This is a genomic window from Streptomyces sp. NPDC001985, assembly GCF_040296845.1.
Lineage (GTDB): Bacteria > Actinomycetota > Actinomycetes > Streptomycetales > Streptomycetaceae > Streptomyces.
The window spans coordinates 1-26,415 of record NZ_JBEOYB010000088.1 but is presented as its reverse complement, the minus strand read 5'-3'; the positions used below and the strand labels follow the sequence as shown (position 1 = coordinate 26,415).

The following is a 26,415-nucleotide window of genomic DNA, read 5'->3' as shown; positions in this document are numbered from 1 at the left end:
GGCCCCACCGGATCACCGGTGGGGCCCCGCCGCTGTGGTGTACGGGGACGGGCGGCTCGCGGCCGGCTCCGTACGGGGACGGCCTACGGCTCGAACTTGTAGCCGAGTCCGCGCACGGTCACCAGATAGCGCGGCGCGCCCGGGTCCGGCTCGATCTTGGCGCGCAGCCGCTTGACGTGGACGTCGAGGGTCTTGGTGTCCCCGACGTAGTCCGCGCCCCAGACGCGGTCGATGAGCTGCATCCGGGTGAGGACCCGGCCCGCGTTGCGGAGCAGCATCTCCAGCAGGTCGAACTCCTTGAGGGGCAGATCGACCTTGCCGCCGGAGACGGTGACCACATGGCGGTCCACGTCCATCCGGACCGGGCCGGCCTCCAGGGCCGCCGGGGTGACCTCCTCGGGCTCCCCGCGGCGGCGCAGGACCGCGCGGATGCGGGCGACCAGCTCCCGCGTGGAGAAAGGCTTGGTGACATAGTCGTCGGCTCCTATTTCCAGCCCGACGACCTTGTCGATCTCGCTGTCCTTGGCGGTCACCATGATCACCGGGACATTGGACTTGCCGCGCAGCTGGCGGCAGACCTCGGTGCCCGGCAGGCCGGGCAGCATGAGGTCGAGGAGGACGAGGTCGGCGCCGTTGCGCTCGAACTCGTCGAGCCCCTCGGGGCCCGTGGTCGCGACCGCGACCTCGAAACCTTCCTTGCGGAGCATGTAGGACAGGGCGTCGCTGAATGATTCCTCATCCTCGACGACGAGCACTCGGGTCACGGAAGGACCTCCGGGGCAGGGATGTCGGTGTGCGGATCGGTGTCGTGGGGCCGGCCGTCGCCCCGAGGGGAGCGGTCCGGGCGGCGGGGGGCGGTTCCGGCGAATCCTGAGGGTGGGACGGATGGTCCCGAGGGTGGGACGGATGGCGCCGGAGAGGGAGCGGAGGGCCCCGGGGGCGGGGCGGACGGCCCCGGAGAGGGAGCGGATGGCCCCGGGGGTGGGGCGGTGCCGGTCCCGGCGCGGGGAGCGGCACCGGGGTGGAGGTCGGTCCCCGGGTGAGGGTTCTCCCCCGGGTGGGGGCCGGGCCCCGGATCGGGGCCGGGAGCGGGCGCGGCGTCCGCCTCCGGGCCGCGGTCCGGGGCGGTGTCGAAGGGGAGCGGGGAACCGGTGTCGCCCGGTCCGTCGTCGGGGGCACTGGCTGCACGGTCCCGCGCCGAGCCCGCCTCGGGAAGCCGGAGGGTGAAAGTGGAGCCCTGTCCCTCCGTACTCCAGACGGTAACCTCCCCGCCGTGCGAGGCTGCCACATGCTTGACGATGGCCAGACCGAGGCCGGTGCCGCCGGTGGCCCGGGAGCGGGCCGGGTCGACCCGGTAGAACCGCTCGAAGACCCGCTCGCGGTCCTTCTCGGAGATCCCGATGCCCTGGTCGGTGACGGCGATCTCGATGAATCCGCCGGAGCCGGGCTGCGCCGCGGTCCCCGGCGGGGAGATCCTGCGGGCCGAGATCCCGACCCGGGTGCGGGCCGGGGAGTAGTTGACCGCGTTCTCCACCAGGTTGCCCAGGGCGGCGGCGAGCTTGCCGCGATTGCCCCAGATGAACAGCCCGGAGGTGCCTCCGCTGGCCATGGTGATCTGTTTGGTGGAGGCGGGGTGCCGGGAGCGGTCGATGGCCTCGGCGACCAGTTCGTCCACCCGCACGGGCTCCGCGTCCTCCAGCGGGTCGTCGTTCTGCACCCGGGAGAGGTCGATCAGCTCCTGGACCAGATTGGTGAGCCGGGTCGCCTCGATCTGCATCCGGCCGGCGAAGCGCGAGACCGCCTCGGGATCGTCGGAGGCGTCCATGACCGCCTCGGAGAGCAGCGAGAGCGCGCCGACCGGGGTCTTCAGCTCATGGCTGACATTCGCCACGAAATCCCGCCGGACCGCCTCGATCCGGCGGGCCTCGGTGAGGTCCTCGACCAGCAGAAGCACCAGCCGGGAGCCGAGCGGAGCGACCCGGGCGGAGACGGCGAGCGCCTCGCCCCGGCCGGTGCCCCGGCGGGGGAGATCCAGTTCCACCTGGCGTATCTCTCCGTCGCGGCGGGTGTCGCGGGCCATCTGGAGCATGGCCTCCACCGTCAGTTTTCCGCCACGGACCAGACCGAGGGCGTACGCGGCGGAACTGGCCTTCACCACGGAGTCCGCCTCGTCGAGCACGACGGCGGAGGAGCGGAGGACGGAGAGGACGGTGTCGACGCCGGGCGGGAGCACGGCGTCGGTGTGCAGCGAGGTCCGGGTGGGTCTGCGCTGCTCGCGCTCGCTCCAGCGAAACGCCAGCATGGCGATCACGCCGGTCAGCAGACCGGCGAGCGCAGCCAATGCGGCGACCGCCGCGTTCACGTCCATGCCTCCAGGTTAGGCGCGGCCACGGACATGCTCACAGCCAATCGGGTGGCGCCTCGAACACTCGTCGCCCAGAGTTCACCGAGGGGACGGGGCCGGTTCATGTGACCGGGAGGCCCCGGACGCGTTTCGGGCCGACCGTGGGAGCGTGGGGGTCCGAGAGCCCCACCCGGACCTCTGTTCAGAAGGCAGAAAGGGAACTCGATGCGGGACGCGTACCACGAGGAACTGGATTCGATCGGTGAGGGCCTGGTCGAGATGGCCCGGCTGGTGGGGTCGGCGATAGGCCGCGCCACCACGGCGATGCTCGACGCCGATCTGAAACTGGCCGAAAGTGTGATTGCCGCCGACCAGAAGGTGGACGACCTCCAGCACGATCTGGAGGCCCGTGCCATCGCGCTGCTCGCCCGTCAGCAGCCGGTCGCCACGGATCTGCGGATCGTGGTGACCTCGCTGCGGATGAGCGCCGACCTGGAGCGCGCCGGAGACCTGGCCCAGCACGTGGCCAAGCTCGCCCGGCTGCGCTTCCCCGACTCGGCGGTGCCGAGGGATCTCCAGGCGACGATCCTGGAGATGGGTCAGCTGGCCCAGCGGCTGATGGCGAAGGCCGCCGAGGTCATCATCACCAAGGATGTCGATCTCGCGCTCCAGCTGGAGACCGACGACGACGAGATGGATCTGCTGCACCGGGCGCTCTTCCAGCATCTGATGGACGACCGCTGGAAGCACGGGATCGAGACGGCGGTCGATGTGACGCTGCTCGGCCGCTACTACGAGCGCTTCGCCGACCACGCGGTGTCGGTGGCGAAGCGGGTGGTGTACCTGGTGACGGGTGAGCACGCGGATGAGATCCAGTCGGCGAACGCGGTGGAGGGCGCGTAACCCCGCACCCGCGACCCCGCCTCAGCGCGCCGTTGACGCGCCCGCCGGGACGGGCGTGCAATGACCTGCGGGGGGCGGCGCTCCGCGTTCGCCCCCCGCACAGCCATGCCCCGTACATCTGTACGGACGCGGACCTGTCCGCACCGTCCTGAACAGCTCGTACGCCCATGAGGAGGGCCCATGGCCGATTCCCCCACCCCAGACCCCCGTCCCACGGCACCGGCGGCGACGGCGTTTCTGCCCGTCCTGTCCTGCTCCTGCGGACCGGGCTGCTCGTGCGGCTGCCAGTCCGGCGGCTCCTGCCAGTGCGGCGGCGGCTGCGGCTAGCCACAGCGCCCGGCACGGAGGCACGACGCCCGGCACGGAGGCACAGAGGCACAGCAGAGGGACAACGGCACAACGGCATGCCCCCGGCCCGCGGAGAACGACTCCGCGGGCCGGGGGCGTGTCCGGCTCGGGCTACTTCTTCTTGCCCTGGTTCTTCACGGCCTCGATCGCCGCCGCGGCGGCGTCCGGGTCGAGGTAGGTGCCGCCCGGCTTGAGCGGCTTGAAGTCGGCGTCCAGCTCGTACACCAGCGGGATGCCGGTGGGGATGTTCAGCCCGGCGATGTCCTCGTCGGAGACGCCGTCGAGGTGCTTGACGAGCGCGCGCAGCGAGTTGCCGTGGGCGGCCACCAGAACGGTGCGGCCGGCCAGCAGGTCCGGCACGATCCCGTCGTACCAGTAGGGCAGCATCCGGACGACGACGTCCTTCAGGCACTCGGTGCGGGGGCGCAGCTCCGGCGGGATGGTGGCGTAGCGGGCGTCGCCGCTCTGCGAGAACTCCGTGCCGTCCTCCAGGGGCGGCGGCGGGGTGTCGTACGAGCGGCGCCAGAGCATGAACTGCTCCTCGCCGAACTCGGCGAGCGTCTGGGCCTTGTCCTTGCCCTGGAGGGCTCCGTAGTGGCGCTCGTTGAGCCGCCAGGAGCGGTGCACGGGAATCCAGTGGCGGTCCGCGGACTCCAGCGAGAGCTGGGCGGTGCGGATGGCGCGCTTCTGGAGCGAGGTGTGCAGTACGTCGGGGAGCAGGCCGGCGTCCTTGAGCAGCTCACCGCCGCGGACCGCCTCCTTCTCGCCCTTCTCGGTGAGGTTCACGTCCACCCAGCCGGTGAACAGGTTCTTCGCGTTCCACTCGCTCTCGCCGTGGCGGAGGAGGATCAGCTTGTACGGTGCGTCGGCCATGGCTCCGAGCCTAATGGACAGGTGTGCGGGCGCCCGCCGACGGTCCGTCCAGTGGTCCGTACGGCGCCCGGGGCCCGGTGCCGGTGTCTGCGCCGGGGCCGGTGGTCCGGTCGTCGTTTGACGGTCCACGTCAAACGACTGGCCGTCGGGACCTCCGCGTAAGTAATGTGCGGGCATCGCCCGTGCCACTTACATCACGGGTGTCGTACGCCGTGGGGGGATCGATCCATGTCCATGTCCCAACTGCTGGCCGGGGCGCGCCGAGCCGTCACCGAGAGCGTCTCGGGGCTCCCCCGGGAGTTCTGGTGGCTGTGGACCAGCACCCTGGTCAACCGGCTGGGTGGCTTCGTCGCCACGTTCCTGGTGCTGTATCTGACCTCCGAGAAGGGGTACTCGGCCGCTTACGCCGGGCTGGTGGTCTCGCTCTACGGGCTGGGCGGGGTGGTCGCCTCGCTCGGCGGCGGGGTGATGGCCGACCGGCTGGGGCGGCGGCCCACGCTGCTCATCGCCCAGACGGGCACGGCCCTGTCGGTCGCCGCGCTGGGCTTTGTCCACCACCCGGCGGCCATCGCGGCCGTGGCCGGTCTGGTGGGCATGGCGACCAGCGCGTCCCGGCCGGCCGTCCAGGCGATGATGGCGGACATCGTGCCCCCGAAGGACCGGGTGCGGGCGTTCTCCCTGAACTACTGGGCGATCAACCTGGGCTTCGCCATCTCCGCGATGGCGGCCGGGTTCATCGCCGAGTACAGCTATCTGGCCGGGTTCCTCGGCGAGGCCGCCATGACGCTGGTCTGCGCGGTCCTCATCTTCGTGAAGCTGCCGGAGTCCCGGCCCGAGCAGCCCGCCGGCGCCGGCGGCGCGGCCGGGCCCGCGGTGGGCATGGGGACCGTGCTGCGGGACCGGAGGTTCATGGGCGTCGTCGGTCTGTCGTTCCTGATCGCGCTGATCTTCATGCAGGGCCATATGGGAGTGCCGCTGGCGATGGGGGAGGACGGTCTCTCCCCGTCGGACTACGGCGTGGTGATGGCGCTGAACGGCATCCTCATCGTGGCGCTCCAGATCCCGGTCACCCGCTTCATCGAGCACCGCGATCCGCGCCGGCTGCTGATGCTCTCCTCGCTGCTGGTGGGGTACGGGTTCGGGCTGACCGCGTTCGCCGGGTCGATCGGGTTCTACGCGCTGACGGTGGCCGTCTGGACGCTGGCCGAGATCGTCAACGCGCCCACGCAGACCGGTCTGGTGGTGCGCCTCTCGCCGGTGCACGGCCGGGGCCGTTACCAGGGCATGTACACCATGACCTGGTCCGTGGCCACGCTGGTCGCCCCGCTGGTGGCGGGTTCGGTGATGGACCGGTTCGGGGCGGAGTGGCTGTGGGGGCTGTGCGCCGCGCTCGGGACCGTGGCCGGACTGGGGTACTGGGCGCTGATGCGGAACCTTCCGGAGGGGACGCGGGAGGAGCCCGCCGAGCGCGCTGCCGCTCCGGCCGGAGGGGCCGCCTCGGGGGCCGCGTCGGGAACCGCGTCGGGAACCGCCTCCGGAAAAGCCGGAACAGCCGGGGCGGCCGGGGCGGCCGGGGCGGCCGGAACAGCCGGGGCGGCCTCCGGGAGCGCCGGGGCCGGCGCGGTGCGGCCGGGCCGGTGAACCGGCCCGCCGGTGCGGGGAACCGGCGGGACGGACCGGGTCACCACTGACCGGTCGGACCCCCGGGGCGCGGCGGTCCGGGCGTGAAGTTGTCCGCCAGAACGGCCTGCTCCGCTCCCGCGGAGGGCTGGACGGCGGCGGACACGGCGGCGGCGAGACCGGCCGACCCGAGAACGACGAGGGCGGCGGTGAGCGAGGACAGCAGGGTCCGTCTGAGAGAGCCGACAGGGCCTTGAGAACGGGGAGAGCGCACTGAGCATCCTTTTCCGGCACGTGGTCTGTGGAACATGAGGTGCGGTCGCACCGTTCTGGGTGGGTGCCCGGGGCGCTCTTGGGGATAAACAGCGCTGGCGCACAGCCGCCACCGCGCTCTCCGGCGGGGGAACCCGGACATCCGTGCGATGCGGCCGGGTTGGCCTGTGGGACTGCCCCCGGTGACGGTCTAAGCGGACTCCCCGGACGTCAAGGACAGTGTGTCGAACGTCACTTCGAATGGCGGGTTCCGTATCAGCCCCGGCCGTCACCGGCCGGCGGGCTCCCCGCCGTCACCCGGGTGCCCGGGTGGGCCAGCGCGCAGAGGAAACCGATGGCCAGGGCCAGCGCCATCCCGTAGAACACCCACTGGTTCGCCTCGGCGAAGTCCATCCGTACCGCCTGCTGTGCCTCCTCCAGCGCGAAGGCCGCCGCGCCGTCCTCGCCCGGCACCCGTCCGCTCCCGTGCCCCGCCACCGACTGGGAGATGCCGCGCGCCGCCTTCCCGGCCATCTCCGGCGGCACCCCCCGCTCCTCCAGCGTCGCGGTCACCTTGTCGACCGTGACATGGCTGAGCACCGTCCCGTACACCGCGAGCCCCACCGCCGCCGCGTAGTTGCGGGTCGTCTGGGTGATGCCGGTGACCTCGCCGTACGAGGCGCCGATGGCCCGGTTGACCGAGTCCGTCGACGCCGGGGCGAGCAGAAAGCCGATGCCCGCGCCCGCCAGCACCACATAGGGCCACTGCGCGCCGACCGACAGATCCGTCAGCTTGGCCGCCCACAGCGCGAATCCGGCGGCGCCGAGCGCCGAGCCCAGCAGCATCGGCAGCCGGGCGCCGCGCTGGTCGAGCATCCGGCCGCCGAGCTGGCTGGCGAGGACGAAGCCGAGGAAGAACCAGAGGAGGTACAGGGCGGCCTCGTTGGGCGACTTCCGGAGCGAGACCTGCGCGTACACCGAGGCGAAGAAGAACAGCGGGACGAAGGCGAGCATCCCGAAGAAGAGCACGGCGGTGTCGGCGCGGAAGGCACGGTCCCGGAAGACCTTCAGATTGATCAGGGGCTGTTCGGGGACGCGCAGCTCATAGCGGCAGAAGGCGACGAGCACCGCGAGGCCGGCGATGATGCAGCCCCAGGTCGCGGCGGAGCCCCAGCCCCACTCGGACGCCTGCTGGAGGCCCAGCACGCTCAGCCCCATCCCCAGCGCGACCAGCACCGCGCCCGGCAGGTCGAGGCGCTCCCTGCGGCCGGTGTTGGGGATGCGGGCGAGCGCCGTGAGGATCAGCGCCACCACGGCGACCGGCACATTCACCCAGAAGATCGCCCGCCAGGTCCAGGCGGTGAGCCAGCCGCCGAGCAGGGGGCCGATCGCGGTGAGACCGCCGGAGAAACCGAAGAAGAGGGCCAGGGCACGGCCCCGGCGCTCCACCGGGAAGACCGCGACGACCACGGCGAGGGCGGCGGGGAAGAGCAGCGCGGCACCGACCCCCTGGGTGATCCGGAAGATGATCATCCACGCCTGGGCGAAGCCGCCGGCCGGGACACAGCCGCAGAGCACCGAGGACACCACGAAGACCAGGGTGCCGATCAGCATCACCCTGCGGTGGCCGTGGATGTCGGAGAGCCTGCCGCCGAGCGCGAAGCAGGCGGCCAGGGCGAGCACATAGGCGTTGACCACCCAGCGCATGCCGGAGGCGGTGAGGCCGAGTTCGTCGGTGATGTCCGGGGCGGCGATGGCGACGATGGTCTGGTCGATGAAGGTCATCGCGACGGCGAACATCATCGCCGCGAGCGCCAGGGTCTGGTTCGTGGAGCCGGCCGGAGGGTGGTGGGCGGGGCTCGACCCATTGGCGGTTTCAACCTTTTTGTCGCGCATGGCCGTGATTCTCCCCCGCTCCGGGGCCTTGCGCACACCCGGAGCGGGGGAGGTGTCCGGCGGTACGGGCGCCCCGGCGCGGGCGCCCGTACTCCCTGGCCTCAGAGTCCGCGCTGGGCCCGGTGCAGATTGACCGGGAGCACCCCGCCCGGCGCGCCGTAAGCTTCCAGCCGGGAGTTCAGCGCTCCCGTGAAGTCCGGCTGGTCGGTCTGGCCGAACTCGCGGACCGTCGAGATCGCGACGGTCGCGCTGTACGGGGCGACCTCGTCGATCTTCACCAGCCCGGCGCGCCCATTGGTCACCGTGATGTTCCAGTGGGTGAACCGGGCCCCGTAGAGCGGCCCCGCGCTGGCGTCGCCGCCGTGGCGGCCGTCGTTGTGCACCGTGATCTCGGTGCGCACATTGGCGAACGGCATCCCCCGGTGGGTGTCGAAGGTGCCCATCTCCATCACCCCGCGCGACCAGACGTTGTGACTGGAGAGCCCCTCCACGTTGATGCCGTGCAACTGCGTGCCGGCGGGCTCCGGGACCGTGCGCCGGGCGACGGTGAACTCCTCCACGAGGTTGTCGTGCGCGCCCTCGCGGCAGAAGTACGGATGGTGGGAGCCCCGGCCCTCCACCCGGGTGGAGCGCAGGGTGCAGGCGGAGGCGGCGACCAGCCCGAAGCCGTTGTCGGCGTGGCGGACGGTGATGTCCGTGGCCCAGCAGTCGTACGCGCACTGGAAGGTGACCCCGTTGTACCCCTTGTCCAGGAGGTGCGGGGACTGCGGGGTCTCCACGGCCTCCAGGGTGAGCCCCTCCACCCCCGAGTCGGTGAGCGGTGCGACCGGGGTGACGATCCTGGGGTCCCACTCGGGCCGCAGATCCAGCGGCAGGGGCCGTTCGAGGGTGATCCGCCTCCCCTCGACGGCGGCGATCCGCACCGGCCACTCGTACGGGACATAGCTGGTCAGCTTGGTCTTGTCGGCCCAGTGGTACGCCCGGGGGCCCGGGCCGCCGCCCGCCATGTGCTCCAGCAGGGTGTGGCCGGCGTCGTCGGCGACACGGAGCAGGACCAGCCGGCCGGCGTGCAGACGGCGGGCGTCGGGGACGGTGAGGGACCAGTCGCCCCGGCGGGCGGGCCGGGGAGTGGCGAGGGTGCGCCACTCGTCGCGGCGGTTCCCGGTCCAGCCCTCGAAGGGCCACTGTCCGGCCCGGATGGCGCCGGTGAGGCTCTCCCAGCGGGCCCGGGGGCAGAGCCAGATGAGCCCGCCGGCCCAGGACCAGGAGGACTTGTCGCCGCCGTAGCGGCTGCCGTAGGGGCCGATGAGGTCGGTGAGGTGCCGGGTGGCGTGCAGCAGGGTGCGTCCGCTGCCCGCGCCCCGGAGGACGACTCCGCTGTCGCCGATGTGGATGAGACCGTCGACGCGGTACGTGCCCGGGGGCAGCCGGACGGTGCCGCCGCCGCGCGCGCCGATGTCCGCGAGGGCGCGGTTGATGGCCGGGGCCGCGTCGGCGGAGCCGTCGGACCGGGCTCCGTAGTCCAGCGCGCTGACGGTGCGCCGGCGGTGGCGGGTGGACCGGCTGCGGCTGCCGGCCCGAGCGATGTAGGGGATCTGGGGGTGGTTGTACGGATCGCGGCGGAACTCGGCCCAGAGCGCGGACCCGGGAGCCGCCCCGGTGGCGGGCCCGGGGCCGGGGCCGGACCCGGGAGCCGCCGGGGTCGCGGCCGAGGCCCTGGGGGCCGTACCCCCGGCGACGGTGGAGCAGACGGCCGCGACGACGGCGGTGGCGCCGCCGAGGAGGGTGCGTCTGCTGAGAGGGTGCCGACCGGTCTCCATGAGCCTCAGCCTCCACGGATATGAACAGGGTTCATATGTGCGTCGCTGGGGAGCATGCCACGCGGCCCGGGGGACGGGAAGGGGTCGTACCGCCCCGACCGCGCCGGAGCCGGGGCCCGGCCCGAGAAGGGGAGGAGGGGAGGAGGGGAGGAGGAGAGGAGGGACCGGCCGGTCAGGACTCGGAGGACTTGCCGTCGCCGGTCAGATGGGTGAACGCTTCGAGGTTGCGGGTGGACTCCCCGCGCGAGGTCCGCCAGGCGTACTCACGGCGGATGGCCCCGGCGAACCCCAGCTCCAGCAGGGTGTTGAAGGCCCCGTCCGAGGCCTCCAGGACCGATCCGAGAATCCGGTCCAGCTCGTCCGGGGTGATCGCGGCCAGCGGGAGCTTCCCGGTCAGATAGATGTCGCCGAGGGCGTCGATCGCGTAACCCACCCCGTACAGCCGGAGGTTGCGCTCCAGCAGCCAGCGGTGGACCGCCGCGTCGTTCTCGTCGGGGTGGCGGATGACGAAGGCGTTCACCGAGAGGGAGTGGCGGCCGACCCGCAGGGAGCAGGTGGTGGAGAGCTTCCGGGTGCCGGGGAGGGTGACCACATAGGAGCCGGGCTCGGGGCTCTCCCAGTCGAGATCCGCGTCCTTCAGGGCCCGCTCGATGATCTGTGTGGGCTGCGGTACGTCAGACATGGTGCGAGCGTACCCGGCGGCGGTGTTCGTACATGGCGGCCGTGTAGACGTCGGCGGTGGTCCCGGCGGCGGTGTCCCAGCCGAAGGACTCGGCGTGCCGGGCGGCCTCCGCGCCCATCCGGGCGGCGAGCGGGGGGTTGGTGAGCAGCCGGTGCAGGGCGCGGGCGTACTCGGCGGGGTCGTGGCCTTCGATCAGGATGCCGGTCCTGCCGTCGCGCACGGCCACCGGGAGGCCGCCGACCCGTGCCGCGACCACCGGGGTGCCGGCGGCCTGGGCCTCGATCGCCACCAGGCCGAAGGATTCGCTGTAGGAGGGCATCACCAGGGCCGAAGCGGCGCGGAACCAGTCGGCGAGCGTCTCCTGGGAGACCGGCGGGTGGAAGTGGACGACATCGGCGATGCCGAGGCGCGCGGCCAGCTTCTGGAGCCCCTCGGGCTTGGCGAGGCCGCTGCCGCTGGGGCCGCCGACGACGGGGACATGGAGCCGGGAGCGGAGGGAGGGGTCGCCCGCCAGCAGCAGCGCGACCGCGTGCAGCAGGATGTCGGGGGCCTTCAGCGGCTGTATCCGGCCGGCGAAGAGCGGGACGAAGGCGTCCTGCGGGAGTCCGAGCCGGGCGCGGGCGGCGGCGCGGCCGTCCGCCGGGCGGAAGCGGTCGAGGTTCACCCCGGGATGGACGACGGCGACCTTGGCGGGGTCGGCTTCGTAGAAGCGGACGAGTTCCTCCGCCTCCTCCGCCGTGTTGGCGATCAGCCGGTCGGCGGCGTTGACGATCTGGGTCTCGCCGATGACCCGCGAGGCGGGTTCGGGGGTGTCGCCCGCGGCGAGGGAGGCGTTCTTGACCTTGGCCATGGTGTGCATGGCGTGGACCAGGGGCACGCCCCAGCGCTCGGCGGCGAGCCAGCCGACATGGCCGGAGAGCCAGTAGTGGGAGTGGACCAGGTCGTAGTGGCCGGGGCGCTGACGGGCCCAGGCCTGCATCACTCCATGGGTGAAGGCGCAGAGCTGGCCGGGGAGGTCCTCCTTGGGGAGGCCCTCGTAGGGGCCGGCGTCGACATGCCGGACGAGGACTCCGGGGGCCAGCTCCACGGAGGCGGGCAGTCCGCCGGTGGTCGCCCGGGTGAAGATCTCGACCTCGATGTTGATGGCGGCGAGCCGCCGGGCCAGCTCGACGATGTAGACGTTCATCCCGCCGGCGTCACCGGTGCCCGGCTGGTGCAGGGGGGAGGTGTGGACGCTGAGCATGGCGATGCGGCGCGGCTTGCGGTGCCCGCCGGGGAGTCTGAGGCGGGGGGACATGAGACCGCTGCCGAGCCGGGAGACGTACTGGCCGTAGTGGCTCACGTCGGCGTTCCTCCTCGTTCCGGCAGGGGCGGGGCCGGGTTCTCCACGGCGCACAACAGCGGAAGACCTCCCTCCATTTCCCGCGCTCCATCACTTTGCCAAATCATTACGAATGAGGGGTGGGGCGGAGTTCCCGCAGTGGCGGCCCGGGGACGGCGGAACGGGCGTTCCGGGCCGCTCCCGGGGGGCTCCCGGGGGGCGACAGGGAGGGCGAGGGGGCGCGCGGGCGACGGCCGGGCGCGGAGGGGGACGGCGGAATGCGGAGGGGGGCGGCGGGATATGGAGGGATACGGAGGGATACGGGGGCGCTGACCGGTCCGGCCCACGGGGCCGCATACGCTCGCTGTCATGACCCGCCCCGTCGGCACCCCGACCCGCGGGACGACCAACCCCAACCGGCTGGGCCGGATGGACCGCTGGATCGCCGCCGCCCACGGCCCCGCGCTGCGCCGCGGCGACCGGCCGCTCGCCGTCGACCTCGGATACGGCTCCGCCCCCTGGACCACTCTCGAACTGCTGCGGCGGCTGCGCGCCGCCGACCCCCGGTGCGAGGTGACCGGGATCGAGATCGACCCGGGGCGGGTCGCGGCGGCGAAGCCCTACGAGCGCGAGGGGCTGAGCTTTCGCCACGGCGGCTTCGAACTCCCGGTGGAGCGCCCGCCACTGCTGATCCGCGCCGCGAACGTGCTGCGGCAGTACGAGGAGAGCGAGGTCGCGGCCGTGTGGGCGCGGCTGTGCGGACGGCTGGCACCGGACGGGCTGCTCGTCGAGGGCACCTGCGACGAGATCGGGCGGCGGCACGTCTGGGTCGCGCTGGGGCGCGAGGGCCCGCGCACGGTGACCTTCGCGACCCGGCTCGGCTCCCTGGACCGTCCGTCCGATCTGGCGGAGCGGCTCCCGAAGGCGCTGATCCACCGCAATGTGCCGGGCGAGCCGGTCCACGCGTTTCTGCGGGACTTCGACCGCGCGTGGGCCGCGGCGGCTCCGTACGCCTCGCTCGGCGCGCGGCAGCGCTGGATCAGGGCCGTACGGGAGCTGGGGACGGCGTGGCCCGTGACGGACGACCGCAAGCGGTGGCGGCAGGGCGAGGTCACCGTCGCCTGGGAGGCGCTCGCTCCCCGGTTCGAGTGAACACACGGGCGAGCGGGGAACGCGTGGGGACCGCTGTTCGTCACCGATGCGTGGGGGCGTGCGCGGGACGGTCCACCGGCCGGGCCCGCGGTTGCGGCCCTGTCGTTTCGCGGGGCGCCGTGGCACCATCACGGCAGCGCCCGTAAGTTACTGACGGTAAATCAGTTAGCTTGGAGGGGGAGTCGTGAACCGACGCCGCTGTGCCATCGCCGCCATCACCCTGGCCTGCGCGCTGAGCGTGCTCGCCGCGCCGGGCACGGCGCTCGCCGCCCCCGCCCCCCTGCTTCCCCGGGTGCCCTCCGCGCCGCTCCTCCCCCGGGCGCCGGAGCCCCCGGCCCCCGCTCCGTCCCCGGCGGACACGGAGAAGTCGCTGAACGAGGTGCGGCTGGAGATAGAGGACCTGTACCACCGGGCGGTCTCCGCGACGGACGCGTACAACCAGGCCAAGGAGGAGGCGGAGCGGCAGTCGGCCGAGATCGTCGAGCTGGCGCGGTCCATCGACAAGGGCCGGAAGCGCATCGACGACCTCAGGGCCCTCGCGGGAGCCGCCGCCCGCGCCCAGTACCAGGGCGGAGGGCTGCCCCCCGAGGCGTATCTGGTGCTCACGGACGACCCCGAGCTGTTCCTCGACGGGGTCGACCGGGTCAAGCAGGGCATGAAGGCGACCAAGGACCTGCTGGACGAGCTGGAGCAGACCCAGTCCGAGCTGGAGGCGTACACCAGGGACGCGAGCGCCCAGTGGAGAGCGCTGGAGGCCACCCGCGCCCAGGAGGCCGAGGCGAAGAAGGAGATCACCGAGCGGATAGCCGCCGCCGAGGAGCTGGAGCGGCGGCTGGAGAAGAAGGAACGCGCCCGGATGCTGGAGCTGGAGCGCGAGGCGGCCGAGCGGGCCCAGGAGGAGTGGCTGAGGGCCAGGGCGGCGGACCGGGAGTCCGCCGGGGCCGGGGAGGCGGGGGGCGGCGCGGGCAATGCGGATGAGGCGGGCCGGGCGAGCGGTGCGGCCGGGAAGGCCGTGGAGTTCGCCAGGGCGCAGCTCGGCAAACCGTACGAATGGGGCGCGGAGGGCCCCGGGTCCTACGACTGCTCCGGGCTGACCTCCCAGGCGTGGGCGGCGGCCGGGGTGCCGATCCCCCGCACCTCGCAGGAGCAGTGGCGGCGGCTTCCCCGGGTCGGGGTGGAGGATCTGCGCCCCGGGGATCTGATCATCTACCACGCCGACGCCAGTCATGTGGGGATGTACACCGGGGGCGGGTCGATCGTGCACGCGCCGCGGCCGGGGCGGGATGTGACCGTGGCGGGGGCGGGCTCCATGAAGATCCTGGGGGTGGTGCGCCCCTCCGCGCAGGAGTGAGGGTGCCTGGCCGGCGGCGCGGCACGGTGGGGGCTCCCGGGGCGGGGGGCTGCCTTCCGGGGGTGAGCGCCCGGCCGACGGCGCCACACGGTGCGGGCTCCCGTGGCGGGGGGTCCGTCCTCAAGCGCCGGACGGGCTGGGGGTGCCGGATCGGCTGGGGTCGCTCGGGGCTTCCGAGGCCGGGGGCCGTCCTCACACAGTGGATGGGCGCGGTGTGCCGGATCGGCTGGGATCGCTCGGGGCCTCCGGGGCGCGGCCGGAAGGGGAGGGAAGGCGTGATGTTTGTCATGAGGGGGTGGTCAACTGCCCTCTGATGCCCGGCATGCATCCCTCTGCCCCCTCCCCACTCATTCCACTGCGGCAGCGGCTACCGCTAGGGTCCCGGTCTGGCGGGTTGTCGTTCGACGTCCCGCCGCGCCCTCGGGGGAGGGAAGGAACCCGGATCACATGCCCGTACCCGTACCGCGTCAGCGCACCGCCCCCACCGCGGAGAGCCCCGGCAGCAGTGCCGTCGGCGGTGGCGACCTCACCCTGCTGGTGATCGAGGACGACCCCACGGGCACCTTCTCGCTGCCGGAGCCGCCCGACCCGCCCGGCGCGGCCGGCCCCCGCGTCCGGGTCCGCAGCGCCCGGAACCTCACCGAGGCCGAGCGGCTGCTCACCGACGACGTCGACTGCGTACTGGTCGATCTCGCACTCCCCGGCGGCCCGCCGGAAGACCAGCTCGCACCGCTCCGGCACGTCCTGCGGCTGGCGCCCCGGCACGCCGTGCTCGCCCTCACCACCTCAGACGACGCGGAGGGCGCGGCCGAGGCCGTGCGGCTGGGCGCCCAGGACCACCTCTTCCGCGACGAGCTGGACGCGCGGCTGCTGAGCCGCACCGTCAGATACGCCGTCGAGCGGAAGCGCGCCGACACGGTCCAGCACAAACTGGCCGAGTCCCGGCTGCGCGCCCAGGAGAACGCCCGGCTGGAGCGCGGACTGCTGCCCACGCCCTTGCTGGAGGGCTCGGACCTCGGCTTCGCCGCCCGCTACCGCCCCGGCCGGTCCCGCGCCCTGCTCGGCGGCGACTTCTACGACACCGTGCGCACCCCGGACGGCACGGTCCACGCGATGATCGGCGATGTCTGCGGCCACGGCCCGGACGAGGCGGCACTCGGTGTGGAGCTGCGGATAGCGTGGCGGGCGCTGACCTTCGCCGGGCTCTGCGGGGACGAGCTGCTCTCGACGCTCCAGCGGGTGCTGGAGCACGAGCGTGAGAGCGAGGAGATCTTCGCGACCCTCTGCACGGTCGACATCGCGCCGGACGGCCGGCGGGCCGGACTCTGTCTGGCGGGCCACCCGTCCCCGCTGATCACCCGGGGCGGCCGGGCCGCCCCGCTGCTTCCGTACGAGAGCGGTGGCCCGGCCCTGGGCCTGCTGCCGCGCGCCCGCTGGCCGCGCCGCCAGGTCGAGCTGGGCGGGGCCTGGTCCCTGATGCTCTACACGGACGGGCTGATCGAGGGGCGCTCGGGCCCGGACGAGAGAGCGCGCCTGGGGGACGAGGGAATGCTGAAGATGATCAACCGCCAGCTCGCGGCGGGGCTGACCGGCGAGGCGCTGCTGGAGTCCGCGGTCGCCGAGGCGCGCGAACTGAACGGCGGAGACCTCAACGACGATGTCGCGGTACTGCTGCTGAGCAGGGGCTGAACCCCACCCGCCCGGAGCGGGAGCCGCGCCGGCTACCGCCCGCCGTTGTACGGGCCGTAGGGGCCGTCGCTGCTGGAGCCGCCACGCCTGCCGCCACCACCGGTGACCTGCTTCAGCGCGGGCCGCACATCGACGAAGAAGACGATGGTGGCGATCAGTCCCGCGATGGACAGGAAGAGCACGCTGAGGAAGAGATTCACGGTGAAGGTGACACCGAGAATGATCACCCAGAAGCTCTTGGTCTGCTTGTCCGCTGCGCGGTAGGCGTCCTCACGGGCGAAGGCCGCCATGATCAGCGCGGTCGCGGACGAGATCAGGAAGACCAGGAACAGGATGTTCCAGAGGTTCGCTTCGAAGCTCGCGCGCAACATGGTGGGCACCGCCTACGCCTAGTGAGTGATGGAAGGTCTCGCCGCCAAGGTACCCGGAGAACGGACCGGACACCCCGAAAGGTGCCCGGCCGGTTCCGTCGTCCGCCCCTTACCGGGTGGGCGGGGTGGTCTTCTTCGCGGCGCCGGTCCGGCGGACGGCGGCCTTGCGGGCGGCGGGCTTCCTGGCCTCGGGCCTGGTCTCGTCCTTCGCCTCGCCCTTCGCCTCGGACTTCGACTCGGACTTCGTCTCGCTCTTCACCTCGCCCGTCCCGGCCGCGCGGCCGTTCGCGGGCTCGGTCCGGGTCTGCGCGGGCTTCGCGGGCTCGGTCCGCACCGGAGTCGTCCGCACCGGCTCCCGCTTCTTCGGCTCGGGCTCGACGGCGACGGCGATCTCGGTGATCTCCTCGGCGGCCTCGCCGCGCCAGGTCCGCACCGTCTGCTCACCGTGCTCGGCGACCTTCTCGTAGGTCTCCCGTGCCTTCACGGCGTACTCGGCCGCGACCCCGACGCCGCGCAGCGCCAGGTCCTGAGCCGTCTCGCCCAGCTTCTTCAGATCCGCGTCGAACCCGCCGAGCACCTCGGTGACCTTGGCCTGCACGGTGGCCTGAGCCTCCTTGGCCTGCGTGCTCACCTTCTCCTGCACGACCTTGGGGTCCGTGTTCCGCACGGCGTCGATCCGGCCGGGCGCCTCGGCGGCGAGCTGCTCCAGGAGCGCGGGCACCTTCCGGGCCTGCTGGACGGCGAGGTCGGCCGTGCCGGCGGCGAAGTAGAGGGGGGTGGGGTCGGTGAACGTCTTGCGGAGGTCATCGGTGATGGCCATGACTGTGGTCCTCCTGGAAAGCAGTTCAGTGTGAGGGTTGGCCGGCATCTCCGCCGCCGGCCGTGCGGGGGCCTTCAACGGTGGTGTCGGATTCTTCGGGGCCTTGGGGGTCTTTCGGGTCTTCGGGGCCCGCCGGGCCCTCCGGCTCCGTGGTCTCGAATCCGTTCTCCTTGCGGAAGGACTCGTAGATCTGGAGGAGAACGGCCTTCTGCCGCTCGTTTATGGAGGGGTCGGCGATGATGACGGCCCGTGTCTCCAGCTCGTCCCGGTCCCGCTCGTCGAGGATTCCGGCGCGCACGTACAGCGTCTCGGCGGAGATCCGCAGGGCCTTGGCGACCTGCTGGAGCACCTCCGCGCTCGGCTTGCGCAGCCCGCGCTCGATCTGGCTGAGATAGGGATTGGACACCCCGGCGGCGTCGGCGAGCTGCCGAAGCGAGAGCTGGGCGTTGCGCCGCTGCTCGCGGAGGTACTCACCGAGATTGCCGACGTTGAGTGATGCCATACCCCGATGGTGCACACTCGCGCTAACTATTGCAAGCAGATGCTTGCAATAGTGTTGCGCGCCACGCCGTCCGGCGGATGCGGCGGCTCCGGTGGCGGGGGATGTCAGGGGCAGAGCGTGCCGTCGTCGCGGCGGGTGACGCCGGGGCGGGTGTTCAGGGACCACAGATGCGTACAGCGCGGGCACTGGAGATGGACGACCGGGCCGCTGTTGGAGATCAGATAGCGCCAGTGGTCACCGCAGTTGCGGCGGTCCGCGCAGGCCGCGCAGTGGCGGGCGTCGTCGCAGACGGGGCAGGGCAGCCAGGCGCGGCGGGCGGAGTCCGCCTGCAGATCAATGGGCAGCACGGCCCGGCCCCTCCCCCGGCAGGACACCGGCCGCCACCAGCAGCTCATGGGTGCGCCGCTGCTCGGCGTCCAGGCCGGAGTAGAGGAGGGCGTACGCCTCGCCCTCGCCCCGGAGGGCGGCGGCGGGGTCCCAGTCGGGGCCGAGCGCGGCCACGACCTCCGCCCGCCGCCTGACCTCCTCAAGGGTCAGGTCGATCGTGAAGGGTATGAGGTCGCCGCCGCCGTCCCGGTTCATATCGTTCATGTCATTCATGGCGTTCATGTCATTCATGGCGGAACTTCCGGTGTGAGGGGGAACGGCCCATCTCTACCAGGCACCCGCGGTAACAGGGAAGGGTTGCCTAAGTTGCCACCGGGGGGCACTCTCCACGGGTCGCGCGCGCGACGGTCCCCGGATCGGCCGACGCGGGTGGGCCGTTGCCGGGTACCGCCCCCGGCCGGGCGGACACGGTCCGCCCGGGGAGCTGTGAGGCACCTCACGGACCGTCTCCCTGGAAAACCAGTTCGCCGGGTTCCGGGGCGGCCTGTCACGATCGCGGTATGGCGCGCACATTCGAGGATCTGGTCGCGGAGGCCGAGACCGTGTCCGTGGACGGCTGGGACTTCTCCTGGCTGGACGGCCGGGCCCGTGAGGAGCGCCCGTCCTGGGGGTACGCGCGCACGCTGGCCGAGCGGCTGGGGCGGGTGGGCGCGGCGCTCGACATCCAGACCGGGGGCGGTGAGGTCCTCGCGGGGGTGGCGGCGCTTCCGCCGCTGATGGTGGCGACCGAGTCCTGGCCGCCGAACATCGCCCGGGCGACGGCGCTGCTGCACCCGCGCGGGGTGGCGGTCGTCGCGGACGAGGACGAGCCGCCGCTCCCGTTCGCCGATGAAGCCTTCGACCTGGTGGTCAGCAGGCATCCGGTGACCGTGTGGTGGGAGGAGATCGCCCGGGTGCTGCGGCCCGGCGGCGGTTATCTCTCCCAGCAGGTGGGCCCGGCCAGCGTCTTCGAGCTGGTCGAGTTCTTCCTCGGACCCCAGCCGCCCGCGACCCGCCGTGCGCGCCACCCCGACGACGCCCGCGCCGGGGCCGAGGCCGCCGGTCTGGAGGTCGTGGATCTGCGGCCGGAGTCGCTGCGGACCGAGTTCCACGACATCGGCGCGGTGATCTACTTCCTGCGGAAGGTGATCTGGATGGTGCCCGGCTTCACCGTCGACGGTTACCGCGACCGGCTGAGGGAGCTGCACGAACGCATCGAGCGGGAGGGTCCGTTCCGCGCGCGCACGACCCGGTTCCTGATCGAGGCCCGCAAGCCCGGCGGAGTCGGTCCGTGAGCCCGGCCAGGCCGCCGCTGCCCGTCCGGGGGTCCGGACGGGCGGCGGCGGGTGCGATGACCGGCTGTCACCGCACCCGCCGAGGCAGCCGGCGGACACCCGGGGGGACCTGGCGGACACCCCGGGGGACCCGGAACCAGGGAGTTTCTTTCGGATCAGGCCGGATAGGACGGCTCAGCGGACGTCGACGTAGTCCTCGCCCGAGTTCAGGCTCTGGGTGGAGGAGTTGCCGGCGTAGCTGTAGCGGAAGGACCCATCGGCGGACGCCTTGACCGTGGTCTTCAGGTTGCCCTTCTTGTCCGACTTGATGGTCTTCAGGGTCGACCAGGTCTTGGCGCCCTTCTTCTTGAACTGGAGCTTCACCGACTGGTCGCCGTAGCCCGAGTACTTCTCGGCGGCCCAGTTGACGCGGGTCAGGGTGCCCGTGGCGGTGATGGTCTTGCCCTTCTTGACCGGCTCGGGCGAGGCGTTGACGGTCAGCTTCGCCGCGTGCGTGAAGTCGAAGGTCTTGACGTTGTCGCGGTAGGTGAAGTCGCCGTCCTTGCCGTCGGCGTCGGCGGAGACCTTCCACTTGGTGCGCAGGGCACTGGTGTCCAGGTCCAGCCACGGCATGACGGTGAAGTTCACCTTGCAGGTCGGCTTGGTGCCGGAGCCGCACGAGGCGCCGTTCACCCCGTCGGAGGAGATCCAGCCGTCCGGGTCGTCGAAGTTGGAGCCGTGCCAGAGGTTGGCGTCGGCGCCGGCGATACCGGAGTTGTCGCTGGCCGTGAAGGTCACCGAGAAGGTCTTGTCGGAGATGCCGACCACGATCGGCTTGCCGCCGTTGACCACCACGTTGGAGATCTTGGTGTCGCCGTAGGTCACATCGGGGGCGGCGAGCGCCGCACGGGCGGCGGCGGCGCTGTCCGGCTTGTCGGCCGCCTGTGCCGCCGGAACGGCCAGAGCGCTGAGGGCGAAAGCACCGGTAACCACGGCGACGGATGCACGAGTGCGCATATATATCCCAGTTCAGAGGGGGCTCCGAGACGCGACACGCGCGCCCTCTGGGTGCCCGGAGGTCTAGTGAGTCAGCCGACTCATCAAGTCCAGACATGGGGGTGAAGTGAATGGTTGCATCACTTGATGAAGATCCTATGAGTGATATTCGAAGCCGAGCGATCTTCGGGAGGCGCTCCACGAGGAAAGGACGACCGAAGACCGGCCTTATCACTCCGCGATGACCCTCAAACGTCGACTTTCAGCCACGCCGAACACCCCGAGGCGCGGCCGACCCTCCGACACGCCCATGGGCAGCACCCGGGAACACCCCTGCGAATCGCCATCAAGCCACCCATACGCGACTTCCGTTCGGAACCACCACACCACTTCTCGCCACCCCCGCCCGGCCCTCCACCCCCGCCGGCGCATCCCCCCGGGCACCCGGCGCGCCGACCGCGCCTCCCGGGCGTGTCGCTCTCGCTCCCGCTCAACCACGGCCCGTCATCAGCGACTCCACCCACAGGGTCGTTGCATCTGAGACCCGCCCCGGCCCCAGGGGCGACCGCCGGGCGGCGCGGCGCCCCCGGGGCGGAGGGACAGAAGGGGCCACAGGTGGCGGGAACGATCCGTTGGAAGGCGTGTGACCAGTGAGTACTATGCGCCGTAGTTGATCAGTCGCATGGCGTCATCCACGGCGAATGCGGCAGCGCCGAGCCGTACTTCGCACAGAGCACTCCGCAAAGCGACCGCAACTCCGCAGATCAGATCCCCCAGCAGAGAGGTGGCCGAAGGTGGGGCCCGAGCTGACCGTTCCGCCGATCTTCTCCCCGATACCCCCCGCCATCCATCCCCGGCACGCGGCCATCGACGCCCAGACCACCGCCTGGGCCGAGGCCATCGGCATCGGCAGCGACGAGCTGCGCGCCCGGCTCGTCCGCCATGACATCGGCACCTTCTCGGCCATGATCCTTCCCGAGGGCCGCGACGAGGTCGTCTCCCTCCTCGCCGATTTCGTCCTCTGGCTCTTCGGCGTGGACGACGGGTACTGCGAGGAGAGCGACCTCGGCCACCGCCCGGGCGACCTGATCGCGGTGCTGCACCGGCTGCTGCGCATCGCGCAGAATCCCGAGACACCGCTGCTCGCCACGGACCCGCTGGCCATAGGGCTGCGCGATCTGCGCGCCCGGGTCTCCCGGTACGGCACCCACGGCCAGACCGCACGCTGGATCGACGCCCTGCGGGAGTACTTCTTCTCCGTCGCCTGGGAGGCCGACCACCGACGCGCCGGCACCGTACCCGACCTCGACGACTACACCCTGATGCGGCTGTACGACGGCGCGACGACCGTGGTCCTCCCCCTGCTGGAGATGGCCCACGGCTACGAACTCCAGCCCCATGAGCGGGACAGCCCCGCCACCCGGGCCGCCGCCGAGATGGCGTCCTTCATCATCACCTGGGACAACGACATCCTGTCCCACCACAAGGAGAGCCGCAGCTCCGGCTACTGGCTCAATGTGATCCGGGTGCTGGAGCACCACCACGGCCTGGACCCCGACCAGGCGCTGGCCACCGCCGTCTCCCAGCGCGACCGGGTGATGTGCCGGTATCTGCGGCTGCACGAGACGCTGATGGCGACCGCCAGCCCTCAACTGCGGCGGTATCTGGCCAGCCTGGCCCACTTCATACGGGGTGCCCAGGACTGGGGCATCAGCTCGCAGCGCTACACCACCCCGCACGACCCCGCCCATCTCCCCACGTCCTTCAGTGACACCCCCACCGACGACCGCGACACGCCGCTGGACATCCCGGTGGTCGCCTGGTGGTGGGATCTGCCGGTGGGGGCGCGGGGGGCGGTGGGGGTGGGGGTGGGCCGGGGGCGGCAGCTCCTGGAAACGGCCCCGGTCTGACCGGGCGGGGGCCCGGGCCCCCCGGGAGCCCCGGGGTGCGCCCCTGGCGGGCCCCGCACCTCGGGAGCCCGCACCCCGCAGGCCCAGGCCAGGGGCCGGCCCCCGAACCCCCGCGCATCGAACGCCGGCGAGGCTGGATGGCCGGAAGACCCGCGCCCCGCGGGCCCGGGTCAAGGGCCGGCCCCCCGGGGCGCAGGCCCAGGCCAGGGGCCGGCCCCCCGGGGCACGGTCAGAAGATGTCAGGGCACCACGGCCGCCTCGGGGTGCGGAAGAACTCCGCGGTGCGGGCGGCGCCCGAGTGGTGTTCGCGGAGGGTGCCCAGGGCCAGCAGGCGCGTGGGGGAGGCGTCCCCCAGATAGAGCGCCCCCAGCTCCCGCACCCCCATCGTCAGATCCGGCTCATCCGATGTCGGCCGGCACCCCGCCCCCTCCGGCGACACCTCCACCCGGAACCGTCCGTCCGCCAGCCCAGCGGGTCCTCGATCTCCAGCACCAGGCTCCCCGAGCCGTCATAGGCCCGCGCCTCCAGGGCGCGTACGACATCGAGAATCCGCACCCACAGAAAGTCCGTCTGCGCCACCATCCGCGCCGCCCGCGGATCGGGCAGCAGCTCCGGCAGCAGATCGTCCGGTGCCCGCCGCCCCGACCGCACGGAGGTGACCCAGTCGATCGAGCAGACATACGTCCACAGCGCGCGCTCCGCCGCCGGGTTCAGCGCCACCAGGTCCCGTACCGTCAGCACATTGTCCGGCTGCTTGGCATCCGACCACTTCCCGTCGGTGCTGTAGACGACCATCCCCTCGGCCTCGCCCGCCGCCGACCGGTACACCGCGTAGAACGGCTCCGTCCACGGCTCGCTCTGCACCTTCACCTTTCCCGTGCGCAGCTCCCACCAGCGCTCGGGGCGGCTCACCACACCGTGCTGGAAGGCCGCGAGGCCGGCGTGCACCTCCGCGCCCAGCTTGCGGGCGTCCGCCGCGTCCACCAGGTCGATGCGTCCGCCGCCGTCGGGGCCCGACCAGCGGCGGTCGAGCCCGGCCCGCGCGAGGTCGATCTCCCAGACGGCGGTGGAGGCCGCCGGGCCGAAGCCGAACCGGCCGTAGATCGGGTACTCCGCGGCGATCAGCGAGGCCACGGCGTCGCCGCGCTCCTTGGCGACCGCGAGATCGGCGTTCATGATCCCGCTGAGCAGCCCCCGGCGGCGGTGTGTCGGGGTGACGGTGACAGCGGTGACCGCGTTGGCGGACACGGTCGCGCCGCCGGGCACGGTCAGCCGCTGGGCGAAGGACCGGTACGTCGCGACACAGCGGCCGTCGTCGAAGGCGCCGATCGTGCGCGCGAGGTCCGCGTCGGCGCGGCGGATCTGTATGTCCTGTTCGGAGGGGGTCGGCGGGACGAGAAATCCGGTGCCCACCGCCCGCAGCCAGTCGGGGAATTCGGACTCGGTGACAGCACGGGTCTCAAGGCTCATACACCCACGCTAAGCACAGCCCCGTCAGAAAGTCGCGCGGATTTCCCCGACCTCGTCACCCCCGCCGAGGAGCGGCGACCGGCCGATCCGGGCCACCACCGGCGCGTCCACCCCCAGCAGCCGCAGACCGCGCGCCAGCACCGGTCCCAGCGCCCGCCCGGCACCGTCGTCGATCTTGAAGGCGAGCGCCCGGCCGTCGGGGAGCGCCACCGCCTGGACGGCCTCGGCGCCCATCTTGGAGAGGGTCCCGGGGACCTCGCTCATCAGCCAGGTGTCGGCGCGGCGGGTGCCCGCCACATACTCGGGGTGGGCGCGCATCGCGTCCGCGACCCGCCGCTCGGGGGTCCCCGGCGCGGCCAGCACCAGGGAGCGGAAGCCGCGCGCCAGCCCGGTCAGCCCGATCGCCATCAGCGGGGCGCCGCAGCCGTCCGTACCGACGGCGGCCACCGGCTCGCCCGCCGCCTCCTCTATCACCGTGTGGACGAGCCTCTGGAGCGGGTGGGCGGGGTCCAGGTACCCGGCGCGGTCCCAGCCGTTGCGGGCGCAGGCCGCCAGCATCGCGGCGTGCTTGCCGGAGCAGTTCATGGTGATCTTGTCGCGGGCCTTCCCGGCGGCGAGATACGCCTCCGCCTCGACCGGGTCGAGCGGCAGATCGGGCGGGGTCCGCAGCTCATCGGCGGAGAGCCCCCACTCGTCGAGCATGGTGCGGACGAGAGCGAGGTGGAAGCTCTCGCCGGAGTGGCTGGCGGCGGCGAGCGCGAGCCGCTCCCCCGCCACGTCGAGACCGGCCCGCAGCACGGCGGCGGCCTGGAAGGGCTTGTTGCTGGAGCGCGGGAAGACGGGGGCGGCGGGGTCGCCGATGGCGAGCTCCACGGTGCCGTCGGCCGCGAGGACGACCAGTGAGCCCCGGTGGTGGCCCTCGGTGAAGCCGGATCGTACGACTTCGGCGAGGACCGGGGGTATGGCGGGGGCGGCAGGGGTCATCGTCGGCCTCCAGGGCGGGCGGGGAACCCGCTTCCGGAAGGATCGCTTCAGGTCAGCAGGTCGTCTACTTGGGCTTCGCCCTCACGGTACCTGCGGGCGATCTCGGCACTGCAATCGTCGGCCATCCGCTGGAGCAGCTGACGGCGGTGCGAGACCTGCCGCTCGTAGTGGACCAGCCGCCCCATCCCGGCGTGCAGCTCCTCGTCCGTACGGGCGGTGAGATCGGACAGCTCCACATCGGCGAGCATGTCGGAGGCGAGCCGGCGGACCTCCTCGCCGCGCGGGGTGGAGAGGGTCACATGGCGGGCGGAGGTCCGGTGCCGGGAGGGCGCGTCGGCGAGGATCTCGGAGAGCCGGTCCACCACGAGCCGGTCCATGACCGGGGCCTGCGGCTGGGTGCGCCGGGACAGCTCGGCGCGGAGGATGTCGATCCGGCCGTGGAGCAGCCGCCGCACATAGCTGAGGTCCGCCTCGTCGCGCTGCGAGTCCCGGCGCAGGGTGCGCAGCTCGGGCAGGCGCAGGGCGCGCAGATCGTACGGCGGGGGGTGGGGGAGGCCGTCGGCGGTGGTGCGCTGCTGCGGCGGGCGCAACGGGTGCGGACCCCCCGGCGGACCGCCGAACGAGCCGCCGAACGGGCCGCCCAGCGGACCCTGGCCCCCCTGCGGCCCCGCGAGCGGCCCCCCCTGCGGACCGCCGAGCGGGCCGCCGTGGGGGAGATGGGCCGTGGCCGTCGCGGTGGCCGTGGGGCCCCCGGGCGGCGGGAGGGCCTCGGTGGTCGCGGGCCCGGCCGGCTGCCCGGTTCCAGATGTGCTCATATGCGTAATTCCGTCCCCTCGACCGGTGCGGCACCCCGCCTTTGTGCATCGTGCCACTCCCCCGCCGTCCGACGCAGGCGCTCTGCACCCGTTCAGCCCCAGATAGGTTGGTCTGTATGCGTGCAGTGGTGCAGAGAGTCGACGGCGCGAGCGTCTCCGTCCCGGACGGAACGGGCTCCGAGACGGTCGGCGAGATCATCGGTGAGGGACTGTGTGTGCTGGTGGGGGTCACCCATGAGGACACCCCGGAGAAGGCGGCGCGACTGGCGCGGAAGCTCTGGTCGCTGCGGATTCTCCAGGGGGAGAAGTCCTGCTCGGACGTGAATGCGCCCTTGCTGGTGATTTCCCAGTTCACTCTCTACGGGGACGCCCGGAAGGGCCGCCGCCCCACCTGGAACGCGGCGGCGCCCGGCCCGGTCGCGGAACCGCTGGTGGACGAGGTGGTGGCGCGGCTGCGGGAGCTGGGCGCGCGGGTGGAGACGGGCAGGTTCGGCGCGGAGATGAGGGTCTCGCTGACGAATCAGGGCCCTTTCACCGTGCTGGTGGAGATATAGAACCGGGGGGGGGGGGGGGGATTGCCCAAGCCACCCCCAAACACCCCCGGGGGGGCCCCCCGCCGCCCCCGGCCCCCGGGGCCCGGCGGGGGGCGGGGGGGT

23 protein-coding genes and 1 pseudogene are annotated in these 26,415 nt (G+C 72.5%); 8 read left to right on the top strand and 16 right to left on the bottom strand.

Annotated features, from left to right (window positions below):
* Positions 1-83: 83 nt before the first annotated feature.
* The gene (gene phoP, locus ABT122_RS29195) at positions 84-755 is read right to left on the bottom strand and encodes a two-component system response regulator PhoP (protein WP_502976228.1); all 672 of its coding nucleotides are present in this window, start codon (positions 753-755) and stop codon (positions 84-86) included.
* 5 nt (positions 756-760) lie between these two features.
* On the bottom strand, positions 761-2,368 hold the full coding sequence (locus ABT122_RS29190; RefSeq protein ID WP_351558392.1) for a sensor histidine kinase: 1,608 nt from the start codon (positions 2,366-2,368) through the stop codon (positions 761-763).
* Between the two features lie 201 nt (positions 2,369-2,569).
* On the opposite strand from ABT122_RS29190, the gene phoU reads away from it, so the two are divergent.
* Positions 2,570-3,247 carry a phosphate signaling complex protein PhoU gene (gene phoU / locus ABT122_RS29185; protein ID WP_351558390.1) on the top strand — a complete coding sequence of 226 codons (678 nt, stop codon included), beginning with the start codon at positions 2,570-2,572 and terminating at the stop codon, positions 3,245-3,247.
* A 459-nt stretch (positions 3,248-3,706) separates the two neighbouring features.
* Here the strand turns inward: phoU and ABT122_RS29180 are convergent, their stop codons facing one another.
* Positions 3,707-4,468 carry a phosphoglyceromutase gene (locus ABT122_RS29180; RefSeq protein ID WP_351558388.1) on the bottom strand — a complete coding sequence of 254 codons (762 nt, stop codon included), beginning with the start codon at positions 4,466-4,468 and terminating at the stop codon, positions 3,707-3,709.
* A gap of 228 nt (positions 4,469-4,696) precedes the next feature.
* Between ABT122_RS29180 and ABT122_RS29175 the strand changes: the two genes are divergently transcribed.
* On the top strand, positions 4,697-6,109 hold the full coding sequence (locus tag ABT122_RS29175; RefSeq protein WP_502976227.1) for an MDR family MFS transporter: 1,413 nt from the start codon (positions 4,697-4,699) through the stop codon (positions 6,107-6,109).
* A gap of 507 nt (positions 6,110-6,616) precedes the next feature.
* Here the strand turns inward: ABT122_RS29175 and ABT122_RS29170 are convergent.
* From ABT122_RS29170 to mshA, 4 genes are all read right to left on the bottom strand, one after another.
* On the bottom strand, positions 6,617-8,236 hold the full coding sequence (locus ABT122_RS29170) for an MFS transporter (protein WP_351558386.1): 1,620 nt from the start codon (positions 8,234-8,236) through the stop codon (positions 6,617-6,619).
* A gap of 101 nt (positions 8,237-8,337) precedes the next feature.
* Positions 8,338-10,056, bottom strand: a complete 1,719-nt coding sequence (locus ABT122_RS29165) for a glycosyl hydrolase family 28-related protein (protein WP_351558384.1) — start codon at positions 10,054-10,056, stop codon at positions 8,338-8,340.
* A gap of 172 nt (positions 10,057-10,228) precedes the next feature.
* The gene (locus tag ABT122_RS29160) at positions 10,229-10,738 is read right to left on the bottom strand and encodes a type III secretion system chaperone family protein (RefSeq protein WP_351558382.1); all 510 of its coding nucleotides are present in this window, start codon (positions 10,736-10,738) and stop codon (positions 10,229-10,231) included.
* Entirely contained in the window at positions 10,731-12,035 is a 1,305-nt protein-coding gene (gene mshA, locus ABT122_RS29155) for a D-inositol-3-phosphate glycosyltransferase (protein ID WP_351558397.1), read from the bottom strand. The genes ABT122_RS29160 and mshA overlap by 8 nt, the downstream gene beginning before the upstream one ends.
* A 393-nt stretch (positions 12,036-12,428) precedes the next feature.
* On the opposite strand from mshA, the gene ABT122_RS29150 reads away from it, so the two are divergent.
* The 3 genes from ABT122_RS29150 (at position 12,429) to ABT122_RS29140 (ending at position 16,251) form a co-directional block, all read left to right on the top strand.
* Positions 12,429-13,211 (top strand): class I SAM-dependent methyltransferase, encoded by a 783-nt coding sequence (locus tag ABT122_RS29150; RefSeq protein WP_351558381.1) that lies wholly within the window; start codon positions 12,429-12,431, stop codon positions 13,209-13,211.
* A gap of 184 nt (positions 13,212-13,395) precedes the next feature.
* Entirely contained in the window at positions 13,396-14,562 is a 1,167-nt protein-coding gene (locus ABT122_RS29145) for a C40 family peptidase (protein ID WP_351558379.1), read from the top strand.
* 447 nt (positions 14,563-15,009) lie between these two features.
* Positions 15,010-16,251, top strand: a complete 1,242-nt coding sequence (locus ABT122_RS29140) for a PP2C family protein-serine/threonine phosphatase (protein ID WP_351558377.1) — start codon at positions 15,010-15,012, stop codon at positions 16,249-16,251.
* A gap of 32 nt (positions 16,252-16,283) precedes the next feature.
* On the opposite strand, the gene ABT122_RS29135 is transcribed toward ABT122_RS29140, so the two are convergent.
* The 5 genes from ABT122_RS29135 to ABT122_RS29115 all read right to left on the bottom strand — a co-directional run bounded on the left by ABT122_RS29135 (position 16,284) and on the right by ABT122_RS29115 (position 18,544).
* Complete coding sequence (locus ABT122_RS29135; RefSeq protein WP_351558375.1) at positions 16,284-16,622, bottom strand: DUF2516 family protein; 339 nt, start codon at positions 16,620-16,622, stop codon at positions 16,284-16,286.
* Positions 16,623-16,731: 109 nt separating this feature from the next.
* On the bottom strand, positions 16,732-17,442 hold the full coding sequence (locus ABT122_RS29130; RefSeq protein ID WP_351558373.1) for a hypothetical protein: 711 nt from the start codon (positions 17,440-17,442) through the stop codon (positions 16,732-16,734).
* 25 nt (positions 17,443-17,467) lie between these two features.
* Entirely contained in the window at positions 17,468-17,944 is a 477-nt protein-coding gene (locus ABT122_RS29125) for a helix-turn-helix domain-containing protein (RefSeq protein ID WP_351558371.1), read from the bottom strand.
* A 104-nt stretch (positions 17,945-18,048) separates the two neighbouring features.
* Positions 18,049-18,339, bottom strand: a complete 291-nt coding sequence (locus ABT122_RS29120; protein WP_351558369.1) for a hypothetical protein — start codon at positions 18,337-18,339, stop codon at positions 18,049-18,051.
* Positions 18,278-18,544 carry a DUF6400 family protein gene (locus ABT122_RS29115; RefSeq protein ID WP_502976226.1) on the bottom strand — a complete coding sequence of 89 codons (267 nt, stop codon included), beginning with the start codon at positions 18,542-18,544 and terminating at the stop codon, positions 18,278-18,280. The genes ABT122_RS29120 and ABT122_RS29115 overlap by 62 nt, the downstream gene beginning before the upstream one ends.
* 287 nt (positions 18,545-18,831) lie before the next feature.
* On the opposite strand from ABT122_RS29115, the gene ABT122_RS29110 reads away from it, so the two are divergent.
* Positions 18,832-19,605, top strand: a complete 774-nt coding sequence (locus ABT122_RS29110) for a class I SAM-dependent methyltransferase (protein ID WP_351558367.1) — start codon at positions 18,832-18,834, stop codon at positions 19,603-19,605.
* A gap of 174 nt (positions 19,606-19,779) precedes the next feature.
* Here the strand turns inward: ABT122_RS29110 and ABT122_RS29105 are convergent, their stop codons facing one another.
* Entirely contained in the window at positions 19,780-20,601 is an 822-nt protein-coding gene (locus ABT122_RS29105) for a calcium-binding protein (protein ID WP_351558365.1), read from the bottom strand.
* Positions 20,602-21,374: 773 nt separating this feature from the next.
* Between ABT122_RS29105 and ABT122_RS29100 the strand changes: the two genes are divergently transcribed.
* A complete protein-coding gene (locus tag ABT122_RS29100) occupies positions 21,375-22,490 on the top strand; it encodes a selina-4(15),7(11)-diene synthase (RefSeq protein WP_351558363.1) in 1,116 nt (371 codons plus the stop codon).
* A gap of 229 nt (positions 22,491-22,719) precedes the next feature.
* Here the strand turns inward: ABT122_RS29100 and ABT122_RS29095 are convergent.
* From ABT122_RS29095 to ABT122_RS29085, 3 genes and pseudogenes are all read right to left on the bottom strand, one after another.
* Positions 22,720-23,960: pseudogene (locus tag ABT122_RS29095) on the bottom strand (GNAT family N-acetyltransferase).
* Between the two features lie 24 nt (positions 23,961-23,984).
* The gene (locus tag ABT122_RS29090) at positions 23,985-24,944 is read right to left on the bottom strand and encodes an asparaginase (RefSeq protein ID WP_351558361.1); all 960 of its coding nucleotides are present in this window, start codon (positions 24,942-24,944) and stop codon (positions 23,985-23,987) included.
* A gap of 47 nt (positions 24,945-24,991) precedes the next feature.
* Positions 24,992-25,759: an RsiG family protein gene (locus ABT122_RS29085; RefSeq protein WP_351558359.1), complete on the bottom strand. Its 768-nt coding sequence runs from the start codon at positions 25,757-25,759 to the stop codon at positions 24,992-24,994.
* Positions 25,760-25,875: 116 nt separating this feature from the next.
* Here ABT122_RS29085 and dtd point away from each other — a divergent pair, with 116 nt between their 5' ends.
* The gene (gene dtd, locus ABT122_RS29080) at positions 25,876-26,313 is read left to right on the top strand and encodes a D-aminoacyl-tRNA deacylase (RefSeq protein ID WP_351558357.1); all 438 of its coding nucleotides are present in this window, start codon (positions 25,876-25,878) and stop codon (positions 26,311-26,313) included.
* The last annotated feature ends 102 nt before the right edge of the window (positions 26,314-26,415 follow it).

Excerpts from the sequence above, each read along its gene's own strand:
- ABT122_RS29190 (WP_351558392.1), bottom strand. The coding sequence starts at position 2,368 with ATGGACGTGAACGCGGCGGTCGCCGCATTGGCTGCGCTCGCCGGTCTG.
- phoU (WP_351558390.1), top strand. The coding sequence starts at position 2,570 with ATGCGGGACGCGTACCACGAGGAACTGGATTCGATCGGTGAGGGCCTG.
- ABT122_RS29180 (WP_351558388.1), bottom strand. The coding sequence starts at position 4,468 with ATGGCCGACGCACCGTACAAGCTGATCCTCCTCCGCCACGGCGAGAGC.
- ABT122_RS29175 (WP_502976227.1), top strand. The coding sequence starts at position 4,697 with ATGTCCATGTCCCAACTGCTGGCCGGGGCGCGCCGAGCCGTCACCGAG.
- ABT122_RS29170 (WP_351558386.1), bottom strand. The coding sequence starts at position 8,236 with ATGCGCGACAAAAAGGTTGAAACCGCCAATGGGTCGAGCCCCGCCCAC.
- ABT122_RS29165 (WP_351558384.1), bottom strand. The coding sequence starts at position 10,056 with ATGGAGACCGGTCGGCACCCTCTCAGCAGACGCACCCTCCTCGGCGGC.
- ABT122_RS29160 (WP_351558382.1), bottom strand. The coding sequence starts at position 10,738 with ATGTCTGACGTACCGCAGCCCACACAGATCATCGAGCGGGCCCTGAAG.
- mshA (WP_351558397.1), bottom strand. The coding sequence starts at position 12,035 with ATGTCCCCCCGCCTCAGACTCCCCGGCGGGCACCGCAAGCCGCGCCGC.
- ABT122_RS29150 (WP_351558381.1), top strand. The coding sequence starts at position 12,429 with ATGACCCGCCCCGTCGGCACCCCGACCCGCGGGACGACCAACCCCAAC.
- ABT122_RS29140 (WP_351558377.1), top strand. The coding sequence starts at position 15,010 with ATGCCCGTACCCGTACCGCGTCAGCGCACCGCCCCCACCGCGGAGAGC.
- ABT122_RS29135 (WP_351558375.1), bottom strand. The coding sequence starts at position 16,622 with ATGTTGCGCGCGAGCTTCGAAGCGAACCTCTGGAACATCCTGTTCCTG.
- ABT122_RS29130 (WP_351558373.1), bottom strand. The coding sequence starts at position 17,442 with ATGGCCATCACCGATGACCTCCGCAAGACGTTCACCGACCCCACCCCC.
- ABT122_RS29125 (WP_351558371.1), bottom strand. The coding sequence starts at position 17,944 with ATGGCATCACTCAACGTCGGCAATCTCGGTGAGTACCTCCGCGAGCAG.
- ABT122_RS29120 (WP_351558369.1), bottom strand. The coding sequence starts at position 18,339 with ATGAGCTGCTGGTGGCGGCCGGTGTCCTGCCGGGGGAGGGGCCGGGCC.
- ABT122_RS29115 (WP_502976226.1), bottom strand. The coding sequence starts at position 18,544 with ATGAATGACATGAACGATATGAACCGGGACGGCGGCGGCGACCTCATA.
- ABT122_RS29110 (WP_351558367.1), top strand. The coding sequence starts at position 18,832 with ATGGCGCGCACATTCGAGGATCTGGTCGCGGAGGCCGAGACCGTGTCC.
- ABT122_RS29105 (WP_351558365.1), bottom strand. The coding sequence starts at position 20,601 with ATGCGCACTCGTGCATCCGTCGCCGTGGTTACCGGTGCTTTCGCCCTC.
- ABT122_RS29090 (WP_351558361.1), bottom strand. The coding sequence starts at position 24,944 with ATGACCCCTGCCGCCCCCGCCATACCCCCGGTCCTCGCCGAAGTCGTA.
- ABT122_RS29085 (WP_351558359.1), bottom strand. The coding sequence starts at position 25,759 with ATGAGCACATCTGGAACCGGGCAGCCGGCCGGGCCCGCGACCACCGAG.
- dtd (WP_351558357.1), top strand. The coding sequence starts at position 25,876 with ATGCGTGCAGTGGTGCAGAGAGTCGACGGCGCGAGCGTCTCCGTCCCG.